Source organism: Priestia sp. TRM10 (assembly GCF_057808375.1).
This window is the reverse complement of sequence record NZ_JBJZOT010000013.1, coordinates 86,134-104,783: the sequence shown is the minus strand read 5'-3', so window position 1 is coordinate 104,783 and position 18,650 is coordinate 86,134. Positions and strand designations below refer to the sequence as shown.

Annotated in this window: 21 protein-coding genes and 1 riboswitch; of the genes, 7 read left to right on the top strand and 14 right to left on the bottom strand. The window is 35.3% G+C overall.

Going from position 1 to position 18,650, the window contains the following annotated elements; genetic code table 11:
* Positions 1–65 precede the first annotated feature (65 nt).
* Both ACK3CR_RS11810 and ACK3CR_RS11805 read right to left on the bottom strand, forming a co-directional pair.
* Positions 66–260: a hypothetical protein gene (locus ACK3CR_RS11810; protein ID WP_061803493.1), complete on the bottom strand. Its 195-nt coding sequence runs from the start codon at positions 258–260 to the stop codon at positions 66–68.
* 14 nt (positions 261–274) lie between these two features.
* Entirely contained in the window at positions 275–1,090 is an 816-nt protein-coding gene (locus ACK3CR_RS11805) for an EcsC family protein (RefSeq protein ID WP_061803492.1), read from the bottom strand.
* 284 nt (positions 1,091–1,374) lie between these two features.
* Between ACK3CR_RS11805 and ACK3CR_RS11800 the strand changes: the two genes are divergently transcribed.
* Complete coding sequence (locus ACK3CR_RS11800) at positions 1,375–1,560, top strand: YkvS family protein (protein WP_243513915.1); 186 nt, start codon at positions 1,375–1,377, stop codon at positions 1,558–1,560.
* Between the two features lie 246 nt (positions 1,561–1,806).
* Here the strand turns inward: ACK3CR_RS11800 and ACK3CR_RS11795 are convergent, their stop codons facing one another.
* The 6 genes from ACK3CR_RS11795 to ACK3CR_RS11770 form a co-directional block, all read right to left on the bottom strand.
* Positions 1,807–2,505 carry an NAD-dependent epimerase/dehydratase family protein gene (locus ACK3CR_RS11795; RefSeq protein ID WP_243513918.1) on the bottom strand — a complete coding sequence of 233 codons (699 nt, stop codon included), beginning with the start codon at positions 2,503–2,505 and terminating at the stop codon, positions 1,807–1,809.
* A gap of 73 nt (positions 2,506–2,578) precedes the next feature.
* Entirely contained in the window at positions 2,579–3,076 is a 498-nt protein-coding gene (queF, locus tag ACK3CR_RS11790; protein ID WP_243513921.1) for a preQ(1) synthase, read from the bottom strand.
* A 95-nt stretch (positions 3,077–3,171) separates the two neighbouring features.
* A complete protein-coding gene (gene queE / locus ACK3CR_RS11785; protein WP_243513923.1) occupies positions 3,172–3,903 on the bottom strand; it encodes a 7-carboxy-7-deazaguanine synthase QueE in 732 nt (243 codons plus the stop codon).
* A complete protein-coding gene (gene queD / locus ACK3CR_RS11780) occupies positions 3,893–4,336 on the bottom strand; it encodes a 6-carboxytetrahydropterin synthase QueD (RefSeq protein WP_243513929.1) in 444 nt (147 codons plus the stop codon). The genes queE and queD overlap by 11 nt, the downstream gene beginning before the upstream one ends.
* Positions 4,302–4,994, bottom strand: coding sequence for a 7-cyano-7-deazaguanine synthase QueC (gene queC, locus ACK3CR_RS11775; RefSeq protein ID WP_243513931.1), 693 nt, complete (start codon positions 4,992–4,994; stop codon positions 4,302–4,304). The genes queD and queC overlap by 35 nt, the downstream gene beginning before the upstream one ends.
* A 154-nt stretch (positions 4,995–5,148) precedes the next feature.
* Positions 5,149–5,192: riboswitch (PreQ1 riboswitch) on the bottom strand.
* 122 nt (positions 5,193–5,314) lie between these two features.
* A complete protein-coding gene (locus ACK3CR_RS11770) occupies positions 5,315–5,452 on the bottom strand; it encodes a DUF6254 family protein (protein ID WP_019392923.1) in 138 nt (45 codons plus the stop codon).
* Positions 5,453–5,643: 191 nt separating this feature from the next.
* Between ACK3CR_RS11770 and ACK3CR_RS11765 the strand changes: the two genes are divergently transcribed.
* A complete protein-coding gene (locus ACK3CR_RS11765) occupies positions 5,644–6,066 on the top strand; it encodes a YkvA family protein (protein WP_243513933.1) in 423 nt (140 codons plus the stop codon).
* 23 nt (positions 6,067–6,089) lie between these two features.
* Here the strand turns inward: ACK3CR_RS11765 and ACK3CR_RS11760 are convergent, their stop codons facing one another.
* Complete coding sequence (locus ACK3CR_RS11760) at positions 6,090–6,965, bottom strand: alpha/beta hydrolase family protein (protein ID WP_328123326.1); 876 nt, start codon at positions 6,963–6,965, stop codon at positions 6,090–6,092.
* Between the two features lie 153 nt (positions 6,966–7,118).
* Complete coding sequence (gene nhaC, locus ACK3CR_RS11755; protein ID WP_488975476.1) at positions 7,119–8,498, bottom strand: Na+/H+ antiporter NhaC; 1,380 nt, start codon at positions 8,496–8,498, stop codon at positions 7,119–7,121.
* Positions 8,499–8,911: 413 nt separating this feature from the next.
* Here nhaC and ACK3CR_RS11750 point away from each other — a divergent pair, with 413 nt between their 5' ends.
* Positions 8,912–11,029 carry an ATP-dependent Clp protease ATP-binding subunit gene (locus ACK3CR_RS11750; protein WP_488975790.1) on the top strand — a complete coding sequence of 706 codons (2,118 nt, stop codon included), beginning with the start codon at positions 8,912–8,914 and terminating at the stop codon, positions 11,027–11,029.
* Positions 11,030–11,070: 41 nt separating this feature from the next.
* Here ACK3CR_RS11750 and ACK3CR_RS11745 read toward each other — a convergent pair whose 3' ends face one another.
* Complete coding sequence (locus ACK3CR_RS11745) at positions 11,071–11,439, bottom strand: hypothetical protein (RefSeq protein WP_488975475.1); 369 nt, start codon at positions 11,437–11,439, stop codon at positions 11,071–11,073.
* A 332-nt stretch (positions 11,440–11,771) separates the two neighbouring features.
* On the opposite strand from ACK3CR_RS11745, the gene ACK3CR_RS11740 reads away from it, so the two are divergent.
* Positions 11,772–13,364 (top strand): PAS domain S-box protein, encoded by a 1,593-nt coding sequence (locus ACK3CR_RS11740; protein WP_488975474.1) that lies wholly within the window; start codon positions 11,772–11,774, stop codon positions 13,362–13,364.
* 24 nt (positions 13,365–13,388) lie between these two features.
* Here the strand turns inward: ACK3CR_RS11740 and ACK3CR_RS11735 are convergent, their stop codons facing one another.
* Positions 13,389–13,847 carry a MarR family winged helix-turn-helix transcriptional regulator gene (locus tag ACK3CR_RS11735; RefSeq protein ID WP_019392916.1) on the bottom strand — a complete coding sequence of 153 codons (459 nt, stop codon included), beginning with the start codon at positions 13,845–13,847 and terminating at the stop codon, positions 13,389–13,391.
* Positions 13,848–14,095: 248 nt separating this feature from the next.
* On the opposite strand from ACK3CR_RS11735, the gene ACK3CR_RS11730 reads away from it, so the two are divergent.
* The 3 genes from ACK3CR_RS11730 (at position 14,096) to ACK3CR_RS11720 (ending at position 17,334) form a co-directional block, all read left to right on the top strand.
* A complete protein-coding gene (locus ACK3CR_RS11730) occupies positions 14,096–15,622 on the top strand; it encodes a PAS domain-containing sensor histidine kinase (RefSeq protein ID WP_243513943.1) in 1,527 nt (508 codons plus the stop codon).
* Positions 15,623–15,698: 76 nt separating this feature from the next.
* A complete protein-coding gene (locus ACK3CR_RS11725; RefSeq protein ID WP_430239507.1) occupies positions 15,699–16,472 on the top strand; it encodes a DUF4931 domain-containing protein in 774 nt (257 codons plus the stop codon).
* Positions 16,473–16,602: 130 nt separating this feature from the next.
* Entirely contained in the window at positions 16,603–17,334 is a 732-nt protein-coding gene (locus tag ACK3CR_RS11720) for a ZIP family metal transporter (protein WP_243513946.1), read from the top strand.
* A gap of 159 nt (positions 17,335–17,493) precedes the next feature.
* On the opposite strand, the gene ACK3CR_RS11715 is transcribed toward ACK3CR_RS11720, so the two are convergent.
* Both ACK3CR_RS11715 and ACK3CR_RS11710 read right to left on the bottom strand, forming a co-directional pair.
* A complete protein-coding gene (locus ACK3CR_RS11715; protein ID WP_243513947.1) occupies positions 17,494–17,748 on the bottom strand; it encodes an aspartyl-phosphate phosphatase Spo0E family protein in 255 nt (84 codons plus the stop codon).
* A 369-nt stretch (positions 17,749–18,117) separates the two neighbouring features.
* The gene (locus ACK3CR_RS11710) at positions 18,118–18,642 is read right to left on the bottom strand and encodes a cupin domain-containing protein (protein WP_243513950.1); all 525 of its coding nucleotides are present in this window, start codon (positions 18,640–18,642) and stop codon (positions 18,118–18,120) included.
* Between the last annotated feature and the right edge of the window lie 8 nt (positions 18,643–18,650).

The window sequence follows — 18,650 nt, the reverse complement described above, 5'->3', positions numbered from 1 at the left end:
CTCTTCCCTCCGTTCATATCTTAAGAAGTCTAGCATAAGAAAAGGCACTGAAAAGTTTTTCAGTGCTAGCTGCGTGGAGCTTCTAAATAGTGATAAACAATTTTACCACCGTGCTTTGCAATTCCTCTAAAATGTTTAAAGTCTTCCCTTTGAACAAGAAGAGGTTGAAATAAGAGAAAATGTTCTTTTTCAACTACAAGTTCATCTATCTCTCCCTTTTTCAATGCATCAAGCTGCTCATTTGCTTCTTCTCTATCCACTAAAAACACCTCTTTTATACTTCTAGCTCATCTTTCTTATTCATACGCTCTAAAATACGGCGCTTCTGATATAGCATTATACCAGCTTCTGCAACGTCCTGCATCATTGACTTATTAATAAATGCTCCAAAAAAAACACCTGCAATAGGGACAAGTTGAAAAAGTTTCTTCCATCCAAAGTTATCTCTGTACGTGTAGACTACCTCACGCCATCCTTGCAGCTGTGAAGCCATTGCCGCATATTCATATTCTCCGTTACGGTAAAGAGCTAAATCCTCTAGAATAGCTTTTTTTCCAACAACGTCAGCAGAAGAAAATTGCAGGCATTTTACGATAAAAGCCCGCTCTTTTTTATCATTTGGATCATAGCCATAGCAGACGGCTATATCTTGAAGTGTTTTAAGTGACAGCCCAAGCAAGGCAGGAATATCAACAGCAAGGGTAAATACTCCCCCAAAACCTGTTGTTGCTCCTTGCACTGTCGCCATATTCCCTCTGTTTTTTTGAATGCTTTCACTTACAGCATTCATTACAGCTACAGGAACTTTGTCTATGTCTTCTATTGTTTCTGGATTAATTCCATTATTTTGCTCACGCAAACGTTTTAGTACGCCTTTTTCACTTGTTAAATACTTTCCTCCACTTTGAACAAAACTTCCTAGCTCATCTAGTAAAGAACCAATTTTCTTTTGAATAAAAGCAGGCGTTAATTTATCTATAATTTTAAAAGGAATACGGCTGAAACGTTCCCAAAACCATAAGCCCTTTTGATCTTTTTCCCATTTTTCAATTTCTTTTAACATCTCTTGAAGTGTTTCTCTATTTTCCATCCGCTCTCTCCTTACTTTTAAAAACGTTATCTTTCATCATAATACGTTTAAAACAGAGATAAAGTTTCAACTTAAATAGGGCTTCTTTCCCTTTTTCATCTTAACCAAAACTATACCCCAAATTACTCACAATGTCAGTTCAAATGTGCTATTTTTATAAAAATGTCTTTACGGAATTTGTTTTTTAAGGCAAAATATTTAAAAAAGTAATTTTCAAAAAAATGAAACTTTTTTAACCAGTAATCGTTAATGTTATTAAAACGCTTTTGTAAAGGGGAGAGAGCATGAAGATTGCGGAGATTGGAAACGTTATTCAATTTAAGGATGGATTGAAAGGAATTGTAGAAAAAGTAAACGAAAACTCTGTTATCGTTGATCTTACGTACATGAGCAACTTTCGAGAATTAGATTTAGAACATAAAACCGTTGTGAACCATAAAAACTATCAAATTATTGCAGAAACCCTATAGATGAAAAAAACGCGGTAGAGTCTCTACCGCGTTTTTTTACTGTTTTTATCTATAACCTGTTTCTTTTGCTCTTTTGTTAAAATGCCGATTTTATAAAATAAATAAGCGTATTTCTGAACTTTATTCACCGTATTTCGCTCCTTTTTACTCTATTATATGGCAGTGGCAAAAAAAGTTTCCTTAACGCAATAATAAACCAAGCTCTTTTCAAAAAGCAAGAAAAAAAGCTAGAGCTTTTGCTCTAGCTTACATATGTTGTACAGATTGTTGGTTCACTACTTCATTACAATTACCATTAAAAATTTCATCACTTTCGTGAACATGAACCCCATTTTGTTCAACTAATGCTGCTGCAACCATTGCTTTTGCAACATTTTCACATTTAATTGGTTTGTATTTACGATATTTTCCTACAAAAGCAAACGAGAATAGTCTCATTAAACTAAAGATTGCTTTCTCATATAATCCTATCCGCTCTCTTTTTCCGATCAGAACCGATGGACGGAAAAAATGGGTTGATCGAATATAAAGCTGACAAATATCTTCCTCTGCCTGCCCTTTTACTTTAATGTAGAAAAAAGGTGAGCGCAGATTAGCACCTATTGAGGTTACTGCTAAAAAGCTTCGGGCCTTTTGACTTTCTGCACATTTTGCTGCAGCAAGAGGGTACTCATAATCCTCTTTTAAAAACTGTGCTTTTGTCCCCGATTGTTTCATCGTTGATCCAATACAGCAAAAAACATGGTCAACTTCAAATTCCTTCTCATACTCTTTTAAGTCATCAAAACTCGTGCGGATTTGACGAAGTTTTTCATGTTGAATAGGTAATGTTTTTTGTACAAATACCGTTACTTTTTCATACAGCTTGTTGTCTAATAAAAGGTGCAAAAGCTCTTTTCCAATAAGACCCTCAGCGCCAAGCAACACTGCTGAACGTTGTTCCACTGCTCTCACCTTCTTATACCATTTTTCCTTAGAGAATACTTAAGTGACACTTATGAAAAGTGTCACTTATACGTTAACGGTTATCAATTTTCTCTGGATAAAGATCATGATTCATTAGACGATGTTCGGCAATACGTTCGTATTTTGTCCCTGGTTTTCCATAGTTTACATACGGGTCAATTGAAATACCACCACGTGGTGTAAATTTCCCCCATACTTCAATGTAACGTGGATCCATAAGCTCGATTAAATCGTTCATAATGATATTCATGCAGTCTTCATGAAAATCCCCATGATTTCTGAAACTAAATAAATACAGTTTTAATGATTTACTTTCAACCATCTTTTGATCTGGAATATAGCTAATATAAATTGTAGCAAAATCTGGTTGATTTGTTTTAGGACAAAGACTTGTAAACTCAGGACAGTTAAACTTTACAAAATAATCGCGATTTGGATGTTTGTTATCAAACGATTCCAGCACTTCTGGAGAATAGTGAAAAGTATATTCTGTTCCCTGATTTCCTAGTAATGTTACACCTTTAAGTTCTTCATTTTTACGACCAGTCAATTGTCGTTCCCCACTTTCTACGCTAGTCATTCTAACAGCGTTTTTCATTTTTGTGAATAGTTCTGTGCATATTTTTTATTAAAATTTTTTTCCTTTTATACGCCGCGCTTGTTTCCCCATACAAGAGTATGAAGCTGAGGCAAAACACGGGCATGATTCATTTTTTTAGATTCCACAGCTTTATCAATAAGCCACTCATACTTTACGAGGAGATTGTTCAGTAAGTCCTCATCATTTGCTGTTGTCACATCATCGTTTCCAACCTGCAAATAAAAAGAAACGTCGGGATAGCGACTGTGAATAGCTTCTGCAAATTCAAAGTCTTCATCATTAAAAACAACCACTTTCAAACTTACATGGTTGAGACGTTCTCCTTGTTTAAGTCGCTCCATCACTTCATCAAGAACTTTCAAGTTTGGTTTCATCTTAGAACTTGGAGGTTTTGGAGAGATTGTTAGATCATTGATTTTCAAAAACCAGTCTTGATAGCGACTTCCTTGTGTTTCAAGACCTGTTTCAATTCCTTTTTGCGAAAGAAGGTCAATAAGTTCATCTAAATGTTTTAAGAGCGCTGGATTCCCTCCAGAGATTGTTACATGATTAAAGTGCTCTCCACCTATGTCAAACAACTTCTGTAAAATTTCTGAAGCCTCCATCATTTTAATATCTTCTTTTGCAGAACCGTCCCATGTAAAAGAGGAATCGCACCAAGCGCAGGAGTAATCACAACCTGCTGTACGAACAAACATAGTCTTACGCCCAACGACCATTCCTTCCCCTTGAATGGTTGGACCGAATATTTCTAATACAGGAATTTTATGACTCACTTTTCTTCCCTCTTTTCGGACGATACACAACATAACTTGTTGGCGTTTCTCGCAAGAAGACTTGCAAACAAACTGGTTTGTTTTCTAATGTATCTAAATACTTTTGAATGCGCTCGTAAATTGTACGTGCAACAACCTCTGTTGTCGGAAAGAAGTTAGGATCACGGTCATCAAATGCTTCATGATCATTTAACAACGTATGATCAAACTCTTTTGCCACAAGTTTTTTCAAACTTTGAAAATTTACTAAAAATCCCGTTTCATCAAGTTCGTCACCTGCAATAGTTACGTTAGCAAAGTACGTGTGACCGTGCATATTTTGACATGCTCCTGCACTTTCATGAGGAACAAAGTGAGCTGATGCAAAATGCATATCTTTGTTTAGTTCATAGCTAAAATCATGAGCGACGCTCGGATAAATTTGCTGTAGCATTTTTCTCCTCCTCTTTCTCAGCCAAGTATTGATTAAGCCCATTTTTTCTTAGTTTACATGCTGGGCACTCTCCACAGCCATCAGCTTTGATGCCGTTGTAACATGTAAGCGTGTTATAGCGAATATAATCAAGAGCACCAAGCTCATCAGCTAATTTCCACGTATCTTTTTTATCAATCCACATTAGTGGCGTATGAATTACAAAGTTATGGTCCATTGATAAGTTAAGCGTAACATTTAATGATTTAACAAAAATATCTCGGCAATCTGGGTATCCCGAGAAGTCTGTTTCACAAACTCCTGTTACAAGATGGCGCGCGCCCTTTTGCTTTGCCATAATCGAGGCAAATGATAAGAAGAGCAAGTTTCGGCCGTCCACAAACGTTGTTGGAAGCTCTCCTTCCTTCTCCTCTATTTCAATATCAGATCGCGTAAGAGCATTTGGAGCAAGCTGATTTAATAAAGACATATCAAGCACTGTATTTTCTACGCCAAGGTCTTTTGCAATTTCTTCTGCAACTTCTATTTCTTTATTGTGTCTTTGTCCATAATGAAACGTCACCGTCTCAACTTCTGCAAAGTTTTCAAGTGCCCAAAATAGGCATGTTGTGCTATCTTGTCCACCGCTAAATACAACAACCGCTTTCTCATTTTTCAACACGAACAACTCCTTAACAAACTTAATTTATGCACAAAAAAAGCGAACTTTTAAAAAGTTCGCTTCACTTATCATTGTAAAAAAATACCTAAATATAACTAGAGCAACCGAAAAAAGACCATAGCTTTCCCCTGTTCAAAAAGCGGAGCTATCGTGTTGCTTAGTTTTTTATCGAGGGAGTTTGCGAACCTCTCCCATGCAAGCGCATGGATTTTCAATATATTTTTCTATCCTACTATAGCATATCTTTTTTACTGAGGACAGGTTTTTATTTATATACCATCAAAAAAGCTAACAAATGTGTTAGCTTTTTTACAATACTATTGTTTTTCCTTTTTGTTTGGATAAGGACTTGTTTCTGAAGCGAGCTCTTCAAACGTTTTCACTTTCCCATGTGGCTGTTGAGTTTGCTTTCGGACATTCCATTGACGCTCTTGTTCATGCTTTGACTTTGTCAAAATTCTCATTCCTTTCTCTATCCATTCCTTTATTAGACTACACTTTTCCTCGTATTTTATCCGCTTCCTTTTTATATAATAAGGAAGATTTCCTGCAAAAAAAGGTTTGAAGGAAACTCATAGTGTAAAATAGTAAAGAAAAGGATTTTTATCCATACATGCAATTTACTTACGGCAGAGAAGGTGAAATTATGGGAATCGGCAAAAGAATGTTAACACGCTATATGTCAAAAGCTATTCCATTTGTTAAAAATAAAAAGCGTAGCGCGTCTCTTTTAACAGGAGTTGTTCGCAAAGTTAAAAAACGTTCTTTCAAACAAAGCAAAGAAGAGCTTACATGGCTTATCAATATGTTTAGAGACTGGATTAAAGGAGACTATCCTAATATCCCTAAACGCACATTGCTCACTGTAGCAGGCACTCTTCTTTATGTTCTGTCTCCTATTGACCTTGTTCCAGATTTTTTATTTCTAATTGGTGTCTTAGATGATTTTGCTGTCATCAGCTTTGCAATGAAACAAATTGAAAAAGATATTAATCAATACAAAGCCTGGTTTCAAAGTCAAAAGCGACCTCTTGAGCTACCGGAAGATACTCTTTCTTCTACAAAATAAAAATAAGCTACTGTAAAAGTAGCTTATTTTTTTAGATGAGCTTGAAACCAGTTTTGAATCTCTGCATCTGTTTCTCTTTCATATTGACTTAATGGATGATCTCCATTTGGATAAATAACAAGTTTCACTTCCTTGCTCTTGTCTTGTAACTTCTTCACAAGCTTCTCTGCTTGTGTATAGTGAACAAGCTTGTCATTTGTTCCATGCAAAAGCAACAGTGGAGAATTCACTTTGTCAGGCCAATATACAACAGAGCGAGATCTATAAGCGTCTTTGCTTTCTTGTGGTGGACCAACAATTTGATTTAATACTTCTTTCATTTTAGGACCGCGCTGATCATAAAACTGAAACATATCTGTAATGCCTGATTTAACAACGACTGCATCAAACTTTATATTATTTTTCATTAAAAGATATGTCATCATACCGCCTCTTGAATATCCAAGCGCAACTTTGTGACTTTCATCCGTATATGGAAGACTTTCAGCATAATTTAAAAGATTTATAACATCATGAATATCTTGTCCTCCGTACGTTTCGGTTCCTTCACTTCCACCGTTGCCACGATATTGACTTGCAATTACAACATATCCTCTATTTGCCCATGAGGCGAGGTAAGCTAACCTTTCCTCATTAATTTGGCTATAATGGCCATGACCTCCTCTATTATATACAAGAATAGGCCAATTTCCTTCCGTTCCTTTTGGTTTTAGCAAATATCCTTTTATTTTTAGCTCATCGCTAGGATATGTTAGTTCATACGTATCAACGCTATTTTGATATGAAGAGGAAACGTGAATTTTACGTTGAATATCATTGCTTCCCTCTCCTCTTGTTCCAACAAAAAGCAAAAAGCTACAGATGACAACTCCTACAAGTAGTAGGATTGCTTTTTTCATGTTCTTCTCTCCTATGCTCAAAATGGTGTTTATAGTATGTGCTTAACAATGATGAATTTATAGTTGGTAATAAAGTGAAACTTTTTTACAAAGATTGGTTCTTATGAATCTTTTCAGTAAGAAAAAGGATTTAATATAGTTCTAATTTCTTTCTTATGAAGATTTTTTAGCTACTCCAATCCCTGTATAAGCAAATATAATTGAAAATAATGGACAGAACAATAGGAAAAAAGCCCACGGAACATACGTTTGCACAGAGACGCCTAGTACCTGTGAAATAAATGCACCACTTACTCCCCACGGAATAAGTGGATTTACAAGTGTTCCTGCATCTTCTAATGTACGAGCTAAGTTTTTATTTTCTAATCCGTACCTATTATATAAAGGTTTGAAAGTTTGACCTGGAAGTAAGACTGATAAGTATTGTTCTCCTGTAATAAGGTTAACACCGATACTAGCTAGAGCTGTTGAAAAAATAACGTCTCCGCTTCGCTTTATTAATGAAATAATTCCTTCAAGGAAGGCTGTAATAACACCAACAGTCTTCATCAATCCCCCAAGCGATAAAGCAATCATAACGAGAGACACAGAGCTCATCATTGATTGAAGACCGCCTCTATTTACAATACCGTCTACAATTTTATTACCTGAATCAATGCTTACACCCTCTTGCAATGCTAGCAATACTTCTCCTATTGCAAACTGAGGTTGAACAAGAACAGTTGTGATAAAAGCTGTTAAAATACCAATAATGAGAGTTGGAACAACATCTTTTCTTCTAATAGATAAGAAGAGAACAATAAGGGGAGAAATTAATGTTAACAAGCTTAACGTAAATTCATTTGATAAAACCTCTTTAACAACTGCAATTTGCTCGTAATCAAGATTGTCTGCAGCATTTCTTTGAAGCCCTAAGACTAAAAAGAGAACAGAGCTTAATAATAAACTTGGCACCGTCGTCCACATCATATGACGAATATGTGTGAACATATCGACTTCTACAATCCCTGCTGCAAAATTGGTTGTGTCTGAAAGAGGAGACATTTTATCCCCAAATGCAGCTCCTGAAATAATAGCTCCAGCAGCAAGGGCAGGATCGACGCCCATTACAGAGGAAACACCCATAAGTGCTACTCCAACAGTACTAACTGTTGTAAACGTACTTCCTGTAAAAGTAGAAATTAAAACCGTAATAAATAAACTACTCACTAAAAAATAGTGTGGAGACAAAAAGTCAAATCCAAAATAAAGAATTGTTGGAATTGTACCACTCATCATCCATACAGAGATTAATACACCAACTAATGAAAGGATTAGAATGGGTTTAATACCTAATGAAATTCCCTCTATAATTCCTTTTTCAAGTTCTTTCCATTTTGTACCCTTTATAAAGCCCAAAAAGCCTAAAAGGATAACGCTACCTAGAATCGGAATATGAGGAGGAACCTTAAAAATAAATAAACAAACAAAAATGAGGGCTAATATAAGAACAATAATTCCGAGTGCCTCTATAAATGATAATTTCTTTTTCATGCTAATACGAGACTCCTTTTCTACTTCAACGCTTTTGTGCAACAGAGTAAATTATAACGTCTTCCACTGTCTTCTGTAAATTTTCTTTTATTTCAGTTTTTAAGAGCAGTTTACTTGCGTAAAAAAACGGGAAGATTTATACTGAACTTCATCATTCAATATCAATTTCTCAAAAAAGAAGAGCAAATTTCTTGTTATCCTCACAGGCAAAGTGTATGATAAGAACCACAAAGGTCAAAGATAGTCAAACAAAACTCTTGATAAACAAAATTAAAAGGTGTACAATAGTCTTACAAAGGTCAAAGATAGTCAAAGTCAAAGCAAAATTTTTGACTTTATCACTCTATTTTTGATATAACTTTTAAAATTACTATTGGTTTTATAGAGACAGATATATAGGAGGCAGATATATGATGTTATGTCAAAACTGTGGTCACAACAAAGCCAATATTCAGCTAAATCTTCAAATTAATGGTGAACGTAATCAATATCAACTTTGTCATACATGCTATCAAGAACTACAACAAAAACATAAGACTCCTGCAGGATCTGGAGGTGGATTTATGAACATTGATGACTTATTTAAACATTTAGCATCATCTTCTTCACAACCTGAGCAACAGAACAATCCATCATCTTCACAAACTGGTGGTGGAGGCTTCCTAGATCAATATGGAAGAAATGTTACAAATGCAGCGAAAGCTGGACTTATTGATCCAGTCATTGGTCGTGACGAAGAAGTAGAACGTGTAAGTGAGATTTTAAATAGAAGAAATAAAAACAATCCTGTTTTAATTGGAGAACCTGGTGTTGGTAAAACAGCCATTGCTGAGGGTCTTGCTTTAAAAATTGCAAATGGTGATGTACCAAGCAAGCTAATGAATAAGGAAGTTATTCTTCTTGATGTGGCATCTCTTGTTGCAAATACAGGAATTCGAGGTCAATTTGAAGAACGCATTAAATCGTTAATTACAGAACTACAGTCTCGTAAAAATATTATTCTCTTTGTGGATGAAATCCACTTACTTGTTGGCGCTGGTTCTGCGGAAGGTTCAATGGATGCTGCTAACATCTTAAAACCTGCTCTTGCTCGCGGCGAGCTTCAACTTATCGGAGCAACAACGTTAAAAGAGTATCGCAACATTGAAAAAGATGCTGCACTAGAGCGTCGATTCCAACCAGTAATGGTTCATGAACCTTCTGAAGAGGAAGCCTTTGCTATTCTTCAAGGTATTAAAGAAAAATATGAACAATATCATGGAGTAACGTTTACAGATGAAGCGCTAAAAGCATGTGTATCTCTTTCACATCGTTACATCCAGGACCGCTTCTTACCTGATAAAGCAATCGATCTTCTTGATGAAGCTGGTTCAAAAATGAACTTAAAAGCTGGCGTGCGAGATCATAAGGAAGTTGAAGCTCGTCTAGCTGAGATTGCAAAGGAAAAAGAAGCAGCGCTTAAGGAAGAAAAATACGAAGTTGCAGCTAAACTTCGTGATGAAGAAGTAAAACTAGATGCTTCTCTCAAAGGCAATAGTAACGATTCACTTACTATTGAGATTTCTCACATTGAAGAAATTGTAGAGAAGAAAACAGGCATTCCAGTCGGAAAACTTCAAGAAAATGAAGCAAATAAAATGAACAACTTAGCTGACAGCTTAAATAGCCACGTGATTGGCCAAAAAGAAGCTGTTTCTAAAATCGCTAAAGCAATCCGTCGTTCAAGAGCTGGGTTGAAAGCAAAACACCGTCCAATTGGTTCTTTCCTCTTTGTAGGACCAACAGGTGTTGGTAAAACTGAGCTTACAAAAACACTTGCAAAAGAGCTGTTCGGTACGAAAGATTCAATGATTCGGCTTGATATGAGTGAATACATGGAGAAACATGCCGTCTCTAAACTTATTGGTTCACCTCCTGGTTATGTTGGACATGAGGAAGCTGGTCAGCTTACTGAGAAAGTGCGTCGTAATCCATATTCACTAATTTTGCTTGATGAAATTGAAAAAGCACATCCAGATGTTCAACACATGTTCTTGCAAATCATGGAAGATGGACGTCTGACAGACAGCCAAGGACGAACAGTAAGCTTTAAAGATACCGTTATTATTATGACAAGTAATGCAGGTGCTGGCGTTAAGAAAATTACGGTTGGATTTGAAAATAGTGCTATAAAAGATACTTCTGTTCTTGAGTCACTTTCCGCTTACTTCAAACCAGAATTTCTTAACCGCTTTGATAGCATTGTTGAATTCAATCATCTTGAAAAAGAAGATCTTATTAAGATTGTAGATTTAATGGCTGAAGAACTGAACGAAACACTAAAAGAACAAAATATTGATGTCACTATTTCACAAGAAGTTAAAGAAAAAATTGCTGAACTTGGATATCATCCAGAATTCGGGGCTCGTCCACTGCGTCGAGCAATTGAAGAACATCTTGAAGATGCTATTACAGACCGTATTCTTGATGAGCCTGACGTGAAAACACTGAATATTATTATTGAGAATGATGATATTGCAGTTAAAGCATAAATAAAAAAATCCCCTCTTAGCTAAGAGGGGATTTTTTTATTTTATTGCTGATCGTCTGCGTTGTCTTCGCCTTCAGTTTGATCATCACTATTATCATCTGTATTTCCTTCTTCAGTTTCAGCCGCATCATCTGTTGCCTCATCTGCAGCCGGCTCCTCTTCTGTAGAAGTGCTATCATCTGTGGAAGTTTCTTCCTCAGTAGAAGCATCCTCTTCTGTTGAAGCATCTTCGTCTGTTGAAGTCTCCTCTTCTGTACCAGAAGTATCTTCGCCAGTACCGCTTGTTTCTGTTTCTTCAGTGTTGTCTGTGTTGTTTTCCGTTTCGTCTTCTCCATTTGCATTACAAGCTGTCACAAGCGTTAGAGCTAAAGCAGAACCAACTAATTTGATTAACAAACCTTTGTTTTTCATATGCAAGCTCCCCTTTTCTAATTCAGATTTTGGGCAATACGTGATAAGTTGTCCGCCCTACAGAAATTATATATAATTCTCTTTGTCGAAAGGAGTATTTTACCATTTTATCATTCAATCTTTACAGCTTCTTCATTCATTTACGTTCTGTCTACACTACATAGGAAAATAGAGCTGTCTTTCTTAACAATCTTAACAATTAGAAAAAATCTATTATATTTTTTACGTCGTTTTTTTTAACTTTATCAAAACTTGTCCTTTATTATGGTATGATGGGAATGTTAAACATTTGTCGAATATTTGTGAAAGGTCGATGTAGGATGTCAGAAAGTATGAAGTTGATCCAAAATCGGAATACGATTTTAGTAAAGTTATTGTGGTTCTTCTTTATGGCAGATCTTATTGCCATTTTTACTGTTAATTCGAAAGTGGAGGTTGTGTATACTTTTATCGGATTTTCAGCAATTGTGGGATTATGTTTGCTTATTCCACTATCTGCACTTATTCTCTATTGTAAAAATCATGCGATAACAATGTATAGCATCATTACAGCATTTTATATTTATATCGTATATCTGATTATGTCTAACCCTTCTTTGGTAAATTACCTTTTTCTACTACTCGGCATTATGATTTGCTTCTTTTATCAAGATGGAAAATTAATCGTTTTGTCATCAATTGCATCCATTTTGTTACTCGGATACTTTTATACAACTCAGTTTTCTATCATAGTAAAATCCATGTCAAAGTTTGATGTTATTTATTTCATTCTATTTATCATATTTTCAGCTATTTTATATGGATACTATGCTCGTTTTACCAATCGACTATGGTTAAAAGTATTTAGCGAAGTCAAAGAGAAAGAGGAAGCGCTTCACTCAGCACAAGAGCATTTTCAAGCTTTTTTTATGTATAACAATGACGCAATGGTTGTTGTAGACTTATTAGGAAACGTTATTAACGTAAATCCGGCTTATGAACGCATTTATGGATGGAAAAAAGAAGATATTTTAGGGGAGTTTCTCCCTTCCATTCCGAGAACGCATATAAAAGAAGCGAAGCAGCGCTTTTGTCGTGTTGAAAATGGAGAACGAATCATCGGATTTGAAACCGTCGACATGTGTAAAGATGGAACGCTCATCCATGTAGAGATTACGATATCTCCCATTTATGACCAGTTTGGGAAGGTGATTGCTCTTTCTGAGATTTGTCGGGATATTACGGAAAGGAAAGCAACAGAAGAACTTTTAAGACAGCGTGATAAGCTTGTCTTAGCTGGAGAAATGGCTGCTGGAGTAGCACATGAGGTACGTAATCCGCTCACATCCTTGAACGGGTTTATTCAGCTTATTCATGAGACAGATTCAAAGCATAGAACATATACAACAATTATGCTCTCAGAATTAAAGCGAATTAATGATATCGTAGGAGAATTTCTTTTGCTTGCAAAGCCTCAGTCCCTTTATATGGAAATTGGTCTTCTTGAAAAAGTATTGTCAGATGTTACTCTCCTGTTTAAAACAGAAGGTGCTTTAAACAATATTTCAATCTCTCTTGAACCATTTCAAGAACCTGCTTATATTCAAGGAGACACAAATCAGCTTAAACAAGTTTTTATCAATTTGCTCAAAAACTCGCTTGAAGCTATGCCTAACGGAGGGAAGATCGTCATCACCCCAAAGACTACAGAAGATGGCTTTGTGGATATATTTATTAAAGATAACGGAGTTGGAATTTCCAAAGCCCTTCTTTCTAAAATTCAAGAACCCTTTTTCACAACAAAAGAAAAAGGCACAGGGCTTGGACTTGTCATTATTCAAAATATTCTTCATCAACATCAAGGATCATTTATCATTTATGATTCAAAGATAAATGAAGGAACAACAGTAAGAGTTCGTTTACCTGTTATAAATATTTCACAGTAAAAAGGCGCTAAAACTAGCGTCTTTTTATTTATGAAAAGAACTTGCGTGAAGTCCTACCTTTTTTAAAAGCTCAATAGCAGTTTCTTTTTCATCTTGTGATAAAGGATTGAAAAGTTCATGGATTCTTTCAGCATGAGGTTTAAAAATATCTTCAATAATCTCCTTACCTTCATCGGTAATTTCTGCATATGTAACACGTCTATCTGTTGGACATGCTACACGTTTTAAAAACCCCTTCTTTTCTAACTTATCTACAACATAGGTAATACTACCGCTAGCTAATAAAATTTTTCCACCTATTTGTTGAAGTGGCTGTCCTCCTTTATGATAAAGAAGTTCTAATACCGCAAACTCTGTTGGGTTCATACCATAACCTTGAATAATGTGTTGCACTTGATCATTTATTGATCTACTTGCTCTAGATAAAACGATAAAAAGCTTTAACGATTGGTCAAGCTCTTTATTTGTTAATTCATTTCCCATCTCTAAACTCACCCTCTATTTATCTCAACTTCAAGATATAATCATACTAAATTAGAAATTTATTTGTCAAACCTTACCTTACAATTTATTCTACTTTCTTCTCTGTAGCTTTCCATTTACCTTTAATATCCATTATACAAGAAATTTTCCCCTCTTCCTACTCTTATGAAACGTATACAAAGATAGTTTTACTCTTTTTCATTTGATATAATCAAAAAATGGATAATGTATAAAGGAGCTATTCGAGTTTGATACTTCGATCACTTTTTTCTAAATGGCGAACGTCTCATTTACTTTTATATTTAGTTATTGTATTAATTCCTTCCCTTCTTATCAGTACAGTTGCAACCCAATGGCGGATAAACGTTTTACAAGAACAAGAAACAAAACAAGCGCTTCATATTGCATCTCTGCATAAAAATTACGTGGATCGCTTTATTAGTGAAATTATTACGAGTATTGAAACAATGGCAATCTCTTCTTATGCTGAAGATCAGTCTTTTGAACAGCTTCAAGCTATCTTTGAAAGAGCACAGCAGAAGGACGCGAGGTTATCCGGTATTTACTATTACGATGTAGATGGAAATACAAAGTTTGGTTCAAATGCTCTGCTGCAACCTTTTAATGTAAGTGATCATCCCTTTTTCAAAGAACTCCTAGAAACTAGAAATACAACGATTTCAAATGCATATTACGAGCCAACAACAGGTCGATATATTATTACAATTGCTACTCCATTACTTGATGATCAAGGAAAAATTAAAGCTGTAATCGCAGCAAATTTGCGTGTTCGGTATGTAGCAACCGTTTTAGAAGAGCTTACACCAGATGAAAGTGTAAAGCTACTTGATGAAAACAATAAAGAAATTTTTCATACAGGGAAAGACCTAAAAACCGAACATAAAACAACAATAGATACCCAGCTTGAGCGAGTACCGTGGACAGTTTCTGTAGCTACTTCTAATGTTAACCAAGGAACCTTTGGCCCATTCTTTGCTTTTTCCTTTTTTGGTTCTTTTATTGTGATGAGCGTTCTTTTTTTAAATTTTAGAATTAGGATGCTAAAAAGACAGGCACTTCAAGAAAGAATCCAAAATGAAGCTCAAAAACTTGAACTTGTTGGAACTCTTGCAGCAAGTACTGCACATGAAATTCGAAATCCCTTAACAGGAATTAAAGGTCTTGTGGCCCTTTTAAGCGAAAAACATAAAGGAGAACAAGATCAGTTTTATTTTTCAGTTATTCAAACAGAAATTGAACGAATCAATGAAATTGTTAGCGAATTTCTTATTCTTGGGAAACCTGTCGTAGAAAAACAAGGATACTATCACCTACAACAAATACTATCCGATGTTACACCTATTATAAAATCAGAAGCCAACTTACATAATATTGAGGTCATAACAACTCTTCCCCCAGAGCCTCTTTATGTTCTTTGTACAAGAGATCATTTAAAACAAGTTGTTCTGAATTTAGCAAAAAATGCCTTAGATTCAATGCCAGAGGGAGGAACATTAACCCTTTCTCTTTCCGAAAGACAAGAAGTTGCCATTTTGCATGTCCAAGATACAGGGACTGGGATATCAAAAGAAACGCTTTCGAAAATTTTCCACCCTTTCTTTACGATGAAAGATACAGGGACAGGACTTGGACTTGTTGTTTGCAAACGAATTATTGAAGCTATTGATGGGACAATTGAAATCGATAGTACAGTAGGAAAAGGAACAAATGTTATTGTCACAATCCCAATTCAAACAGAGCATACCGAAAGCTAAAAATTCATGTTGCTTTCGTTTTACTCTCTCATTTGCGATAATAAAAGAAATCTATGTATAGGTTAGTGGTGAAAATATGACACGATCACATCTTATTTTTGATTCATCTATTGGAAAACAGAAACCTGAAACAATTGTTAACAGACAAAATCCTTGTCCATTTTGTAATGTAGAAGCTCTCACTCACATTATGGATCAAAAAGACTCCATTATTTGGCTTGAGAACAAGTATCCGGTTTTACAAGATGCATTTCAAACCGTCATTATTGAAACGGATGAATGCACCTCAGAGCTTTCTTTATATTCAAAAGAACACCTTCATAAGCTCATCGACTTTGCTTTGAAAAAGTGGAAAGAAATGCAGGAAAATAGCCAATATAAATCTGTTCTGTTTTTCAAAAACCATGGTCCTATGTCTGGAGGTTCTTTGCGTCATCCACACATGCAAATTGTAGGACTTAAAAATGTTGATGCATATAGAGAATTAGACGAGCGACAGTTCGAAGGATTAACTATTCATGAGGAAAACGGGGTAATATTTAACCTTTCTACTCTCCCAAGAGTTGGTTTTTTCGAATTTAATGTTCGTTTAAAACAAGGCGGAGAGCAAACAATATTTGCTGATTTGCTACAAACGGCGGTTCACTATGTATTACATCATTTTCATAGAAATTGTACGAGCTATAATTTATTTTTCTATCCCCTTGAAAATAAGGAAGTTGTTGTAAAAATCCTACCGAGATTTTCAACCTCTCCTCTTTTTATGGGCTACGATATTGCTCAAGTTTCTAACAAGCTCTCAGACGTCGTCCACCAAGTTCAAGAACTGTACTTTTCTCAAAAAAAATAACTTAAATAAGCTATATTCCTTCTTTGAGTTGAATATAGCTTATTACAGCACAAAACATCCCTTCTTATGCATATTGTAAAAAAGTGACTCTCCATGATCATTGACGACTATTAAAGGAGCTTAAACATTTATGAAGGAAGTTTTAATCGGGAGCATTTTATCAGCTCTTTCAACAGGTTTAGGAGCTCTTCCTATCTTATTCATCCAACATCTCTTAACACACAAATGGCGTGATATTTTATTAGCTTTTACAGCCGGTGTGATGACAGCTGCTGCTACAATGAGTCTTATTCCAGAGTCTTTACAAACAGGCGGTCTTCTCCCTTTAACAATTGGATTATTGTTAGGAACCATTGCTTTAACATTACTTGAACGGAATATTCCTCATATTAATTTGGAACATCAAAAAACAGGCATTCAGTTTGATGAGAAAGCTTTTCTGATCGTTGCAGCGATTACTTTGCACAACATTCCAGAAGGTCTTTCGGTTGGAGTTAGCTATGCTTCTGATGTGGATAACACAGGTAACTTAATTGCGCTTGCCATTGGATTACAAAACGCGCCTGAAGGGTTGCTTGTTGCTTTATTTTTAGTGCAGCAAAAAATGAATCGTTTCAAAGCTTTTATTATAGCAACACTAACAGGTACTGTAGAAATAGTTGCGGGTCTTCTTGGCTTTTATCTTACATCTTTCTTCGACTCTCTTGTTTCCTATGGCCTTGCTTTTGCAGCAGGAGCGATGCTTTATATCATTTATAAGGAACTGATTCCAGAAAGTCACGGAGATGGGAATGAACAGACCTCCACTCATTCTTTTATCATTGGTGTTCTTTCCATGATTCTGCTTATCAATTTGTTTTAAATTATAAAAAGCCTGATTGAATTACGATCCATTCAATCAGGCTTTTTATATACATTTTTTATACAAATGATCTCAGTATATTCTATAATAATCATAAACTCTTAGTTGTTAAGCTTTTCTTTTCTCTTCTCTATGTTGAAAAACGATAAAACAAATCATTTATTTAGAAAAAGCAAGTGACGTTGGTAAAATAGTAAAGAAAGGCATCTTGTCTTCCTGCTTTTGTTCAAGACATCGCTGATATTTATTTAATAGCTCATCCAATTCTTGGCTGCAGAAAATGGTATCTTTATGTGTATAACCTTTTTGCTCAGCAAGTTTACACATCTCTTGTCTTTTGTGTAAAATTTCGCCCAGCAGTGCCTCTGCTTTACCATCACTATACATTTGCAACATTTTATCCTCCCTTGCCATTAAAAGTAACCCCCTTATGCTTCATTACAAATTCTACTAAAATTGTAAACAGGTTTGCAATAAGAAAAAATACTTTTTCATTACTTCTTAACAGCTTTGTAAAACAAATGTCGTAAATAACATGATTCACATAATGTTACAGCATAGATGTGATATACAAAAAGACGTATATGAGAAGCTACTAAGAGTATAGCTATATTCTTTTGTTTAGATTAACAGTATATTTGGATTTTGTAAAATGATAGTATTTATTGGAACAATACCCCACAAAATACCGCCTAAACATAAATATATTATATAGGAAAGTGTGCCTACTTAAATAAAAAATGATTTCTGCATTTTTGCAGAAATCATTTCCTTAAGAGCATATTATTTAGTATCAGCGTAGATTGGTACCCATCCTTCTGTTGTAACAAAAATACGGATTGCAACAACTTTTCTGTCATCCATAAGTGTAAAGTAATGCTGAATATTTTCAGGAACGGAAATAAGATCGCCAGGTTCAAGCTCAACATCGAAAAAGTGGCCATCTTTTCCTTGGATAACAAAAATGCCGTGTCCACTTACAATAAATCGAACTTCATCATCTGTATGATGGTGTTCACGCTGAAAGTTATTTAGCAGTTCATCTAGATTCGGAGTTGCATCAGATAAAGAAATAACATCCTGAGCTTTATAGCCACGACGAGTCGAAATGTCTGCAATCTCTTCTTTAAATGTTGCTAAAATCTCTTCTTTTTCTTCTTCTTTTAAACGATAATTCTCTTGCAGATGAAGAGGTAACTTTGAAATATCCCAATTCTCATAGATTACTTCTTGACTTTGTAAAAATCCCGCAACTTCCTCTTGATTTTCAATGCGCTCATTTGTTTTATGTAAACGAATGTTTGCCATGTTTTCTC

Bases quoted from the DNA above. Each gene is read 5' to 3' on its own strand.
- queD (WP_243513929.1), bottom strand. From the start codon at position 4,336: ATGCTACAGCAAATTTATCCGAGCGTCGCTCATGATTTTAGCTATGAA.
- ACK3CR_RS11750 (WP_488975790.1), top strand. From the start codon at position 8,912: ATGTTATGTCAAAACTGTGGTCACAACAAAGCCAATATTCAGCTAAAT.
- ACK3CR_RS11740 (WP_488975474.1), top strand. From the start codon at position 11,772: ATGAAGTTGATCCAAAATCGGAATACGATTTTAGTAAAGTTATTGTGG.
- ACK3CR_RS11805 (WP_061803492.1), bottom strand. From the start codon at position 1,090: ATGGAAAATAGAGAAACACTTCAAGAGATGTTAAAAGAAATTGAAAAA.
- nhaC (WP_488975476.1), bottom strand. From the start codon at position 8,498: ATGAAAAAGAAATTATCATTTATAGAGGCACTCGGAATTATTGTTCTT.
- ACK3CR_RS11715 (WP_243513947.1), bottom strand. From the start codon at position 17,748: ATGGCAAGGGAGGATAAAATGTTGCAAATGTATAGTGATGGTAAAGCA.
- ACK3CR_RS11765 (WP_243513933.1), top strand. From the start codon at position 5,644: ATGGGAATCGGCAAAAGAATGTTAACACGCTATATGTCAAAAGCTATT.
- ACK3CR_RS11745 (WP_488975475.1), bottom strand. From the start codon at position 11,439: ATGAAAAACAAAGGTTTGTTAATCAAATTAGTTGGTTCTGCTTTAGCT.
- ACK3CR_RS11760 (WP_328123326.1), bottom strand. From the start codon at position 6,965: ATGAAAAAAGCAATCCTACTACTTGTAGGAGTTGTCATCTGTAGCTTT.
- ACK3CR_RS11800 (WP_243513915.1), top strand. From the start codon at position 1,375: ATGAAGATTGCGGAGATTGGAAACGTTATTCAATTTAAGGATGGATTG.
- ACK3CR_RS11720 (WP_243513946.1), top strand. From the start codon at position 16,603: ATGAAGGAAGTTTTAATCGGGAGCATTTTATCAGCTCTTTCAACAGGT.
- ACK3CR_RS11735 (WP_019392916.1), bottom strand. From the start codon at position 13,847: ATGGGAAATGAATTAACAAATAAAGAGCTTGACCAATCGTTAAAGCTT.
- ACK3CR_RS11725 (WP_430239507.1), top strand. From the start codon at position 15,699: ATGACACGATCACATCTTATTTTTGATTCATCTATTGGAAAACAGAAA.
- ACK3CR_RS11710 (WP_243513950.1), bottom strand. From the start codon at position 18,642: ATGGCAAACATTCGTTTACATAAAACAAATGAGCGCATTGAAAATCAA.